General features: G+C 45.3%; 3 protein-coding genes. All 3 read left to right on the top strand.

The window, feature by feature from the left end:
• The coding region (locus tag HEN21_RS22290; RefSeq protein WP_183082946.1) for a phage head spike fiber domain-containing protein at positions 1 to 1,814 on the top strand (1,814 nt) is incomplete at its 5' end.
• On the top strand, positions 1,811 to 2,092 hold the full coding sequence (locus HEN21_RS22285; protein WP_176252348.1) for a hypothetical protein: 282 nt from the start codon (positions 1,811 to 1,813) through the stop codon (positions 2,090 to 2,092). The genes HEN21_RS22290 and HEN21_RS22285, both read left to right, overlap by 4 nt.
• Positions 2,093 to 2,101: 9 nt before the next feature.
• On the top strand, positions 2,102 to 3,142 hold the full coding sequence (locus HEN21_RS22280; protein ID WP_137326474.1) for a tail fiber domain-containing protein: 1,041 nt from the start codon (positions 2,102 to 2,104) through the stop codon (positions 3,140 to 3,142).
• Positions 3,143 to 3,266: the final 124 nt, after the last annotated feature.

Below are 3,266 nucleotides of genomic sequence, written 5' to 3'. Positions count from 1 at the left end.
CGGCAGCGAAAACCAGCGAAACGAATGCCAAAGCCAGTGAAACTGCGGCGAAAAATAGCCAGAATGCAGCAGCCGAAAGCGAGAGTGCGGCAGCTGGTTCTGCAAGTGCGGCGGCTGCTTCTGCCACTGCATCAGCAAACAGCCAGAAAGCAGCGAAGACGAGCGAAACTAACGCAAAGTCCAGCCAGACGGCAGCGAAGACCAGCGAAACGAATGCCAAAGCCAGCGAAACTGCGGCGAAAAGCAGTCAGGATGCAGCAGCTGAAAGCGAGAGTGCCACAGCTGGTTCTGCAAGTGCGGCGGCTGCTTCTGCCACTGCATCAGCAAACAGTCAAAAAGCTGCAAAAACCAGTGAAACCAACGCAAAGGCGAGCGAGACTGCGGCTGCGAACTCGGCGCAAGCATCGGCAGCAAGCCAGACAGCAGCTAAAGCAAGTGAGGATGCAGCCAGAGAGTATGCAAGCCAGGCTGCGGAGCCGTATAAACAAGTATTGCAGCCACTTCCTGATGTGTGGATACCATTTAACGATTCGCTGGATATGATTACGGGGTTTTCGCCGTCATATAAAAAGATTGTTATTGGTGATGATGAAATAACGATGCCTGGCGACAAGGTTGTTAAGTTTAAACGCGCATCGAAAGCAACCTATATTAATAAATCTGGTGTGTTGACAGAGGCTGCCATTGACGAGCCACGGTTTGAACGTGATGGCCTGCTTATTGAGGGGCAAAGAACAAACTACATGCTCAATTCGGAAAGCCCTGCCAGTTGGGGGCGATCGTCAAATATGGATGTTCCCGAAACCGGGACGGATAATTTTGGTTTTACCTATGGAAAGTTTGTCTGCAACGATTCTCTGATTGGGCAAACCTCAGCCATTAATATGGCATCAATTGCTGCAACAAAGTCAGTTGATGTCTCAGGCGATAATAAATACGTGACAACCTCATGTCGTTTTAAAACAGAACTGCAGGTAAGGTTGCGTATCCGGTTTGATAAATATGACGGTAGCGCAACAACTTTTCTTGGTGATGCGTATATTGATACACAAACGCTTGAAATTAATATGACAGGTGGTGCTTCCGGTAGAATTACGGCACGAGTCAGGAAGGATGAAACTACAGGATGGATTTTTGCTGAGGCAACAATTCAGGCAATTGATGGTGAGTTAAAAATAGGCTCTCAGATACAGTATTCACCTAAGCAGGGAGGGGCAACCGTATCAGGTGACTATATTTATCTGGCTACCCCACAAGTAGAGAATGGGGCTTGTGTATCATCTTTTATTATATCAGGAACGACGGCGGCGACTCGTGCGAGTGATATGGTTACGATCCCGACCGAAAACAACATTTATAACAGACCGCTTACTTGTTTGGTCGAGGTTAACAGGAATTGGGGCGATATTCCTCCTAATGTAGCACCGCGTATTTTTGATTTTTCTGGTGTGCCGCCTATTGAGTCAATCACATACGCTTTTAACACAACCGAGAAATATTACGGTCAGCTTTATATGCAAACTTATAAAGCGTCGACAAGTAGTTACGTTTCTAGTTTGTTTACTGGTCGAACGGATGTTCGAAAATTCATTGGTGGTTTTAATATTTATTCTGATGGTACTAAACGAGTAGTTTCTAACGGTGAGGCTACTAAAACCATGAAAACGGAATGGACGGGCGTAAAAACGCGGACCTTTATTCGAATAGGAGGTAAAGACACATCAGGGACACGTCATCTATTCGGCCATTTGAGAAATCTTCGTCTCTGGCATAAAGAATTAACTGATGCGCAAATGGGGGAGAGTATTAAATGAAAGATTTAACACTTAAATTTGCCGACAGGGCCGATTTTTCGGCCTTTATGGATAGCACTGGCTATTATGATGATGAGTCGATGCAGGATGATATTCTTATTGACGTGATAGGTAACGTGTACAAAGAAACCGGAGAACTTACTGAAGATGGCGAGCCGGTATGTGTTAAGGAAGACGGATATTTTGTAAACGTGCGCATCATTAATGATGCAAAAAAATCGTCAATATTCGATAAATACGCGGTTGTTGTTGAGCATCAACTTCGTGGCTGGATGTGAGGAAGAAAAATGGCTACATCGACAGTAATTCCTGATGACATCAAAACGCTAAAATCCGACGTTAGCAAATTAAAAAACGATCAAGGAAGCTACGCAACAAAATCATATGTAGACAGCAAAGATGAAACCGTTGGTGACTGGTCTGCTTCATGGTATCAGCAAGTATTGCCAACTAGCGGAGCTATATTTGGGAGAAAACTCCGCTCAACTCACAGGACGGCAGGTGTTGAGGATGCGTATTGCGAACTATACCTCAAAAAATGGATAGACAGTCCAGGTAACGCAATGGCGCGCCTTAACCTGAACGATAACGGGACAAACATTTGCTGGGACTTTACCAACCTTTATGGCGGTACGATGATTTTTCCCGGTGACAGCGGATACCTCAAAATGGGTAACTGCCTTATGTCATACAGCAAGCGTGGAAGTAACGCGCTTATTAAATTTGATTACACCGACACATTACAGATCAAATATGCTAATCATGGGTCAACCATGACATTAAACACACAGGGAACCGCTCACGCTGGCGTAACAACTAGACTATGGGGTAATTCTAGCCGTCCGGTTGTTTATGAAGTTGGCGTAGATGAGGCTCTGTATATGTTCTACGCACAGAAAACTACCAGCAATACCTACGAATTAACGGTTAACGGCGCGTGCAATGCAAGTGCATTTAATCAAGGCTCTGACCGGGATCTGAAAGACAATATTCAGGTGATCGATAATGCAACCGACCGCATTCGTAAAATGAACGGCTATACATACACGCTTAAAGAAAACGGTATGCCTTACGCTGGTGTTATTGCACAAGAAACCCTGGAAGCCATCCCCGAAGCCGTAGGGGCTATGATGAAATATCCAGACGGCGGGAGTGGATTAGATGGAGAAGAAGGTGAACGGTATTACACTGTAGATTATTCTGGTGTTACTGGCTTGCTTGTTCAGGTAGCCAGAGAGTCAGACGACAGGATAACAGCACTGGAAGAAGAAAACGCAGAATTAAGACAAAGATTATCTGCAATTGAGGCGGCGCTTGCGTCTAAATAATATTAAGGGGCCGAGCGCCCCGTTTTATTGGGTAGGATGAAAATGGATATAACACCTTTCCTTCATGCGCTTTGTGCTGTGGCTGCGCAGCTACTGATTGGTCTTTTTACCGGGAACTGGGCTT

Origin of the sequence: Escherichia sp. 93.1518, assembly GCF_013368915.2 — a bacterium.
GTDB classification, from domain to species: domain Bacteria; phylum Pseudomonadota; class Gammaproteobacteria; order Enterobacterales; family Enterobacteriaceae; genus Escherichia; species Escherichia ruysiae.
The sequence above is the reverse complement of the archived record's forward strand: the minus strand, read 5'-3'. Positions and strand labels throughout refer to the sequence as shown.

Coding starts and splice junctions, on each gene's coding strand:
- HEN21_RS22285 (WP_176252348.1), top strand. CDS start 1,811: ATGAAAGATTTAACACTTAAATTTGCCGACAGGGCCGATTTTTCGGCC.
- HEN21_RS22280 (WP_137326474.1), top strand. CDS start 2,102: ATGGCTACATCGACAGTAATTCCTGATGACATCAAAACGCTAAAATCC.